Raw genomic sequence first — 437 nt, 5'->3', positions numbered from 1 at the left:
CGCGGTGACCTGCGGCTGTCGGGACTGCGGTGGGGTCTGACTTGTTAAAGAGCGGTCGGCTCGGTGGCCTGGCGCTGCGTTGTTCTGCGGCGTTGAGGTGAGTATGAGTCTGCTCATATTTCCTGTCAATGAGTATTCCCATATTTTTTTATGAGGTGGCTCATCGAGGGTTTCTCAGGACGAAAAAAAGCCCGCGCTAAGCGGGCTCGTTGGCTTGCTGGTGGGCTTAGGAACCGATTCCGCCGCCACGCCAGATAACGCGACCGATGATCGGCAGATCATGAACTGACGTTTCGCTTGCGATTTCGTCTGGGTATGCAGTTTTGTCAGGGTTATCGCTTCGAATGAGCCAAGCACCAGTTAGCTGTTGATTCAGGCGCTTGATGCTGACGCCGCCGTCTGGTCGCCTGATGACGTACACCTGCTTATCCTGGGGC

1 protein-coding gene is annotated in these 437 nt (G+C 55.8%); it reads right to left on the bottom strand.

What is annotated here, in order from left to right; genetic code table 11:
* Positions 1-226: 226 nt before the first annotated feature.
* The coding region (locus D7X74_RS44765; protein WP_233602501.1) for a S24 family peptidase at positions 227-437 on the bottom strand (211 nt) is incomplete at its 5' end.

The sequence above is a fragment of the Corallococcus sp. CA047B genome, from assembly GCF_003612065.1.
In the GTDB taxonomy this organism is placed as follows: Bacteria; Myxococcota; Myxococcia; order Myxococcales; family Myxococcaceae; genus Corallococcus; species Corallococcus praedator.
The sequence above is the reverse complement of the archived record's forward strand: the minus strand, read 5'-3'. Positions and strand labels throughout refer to the sequence as shown.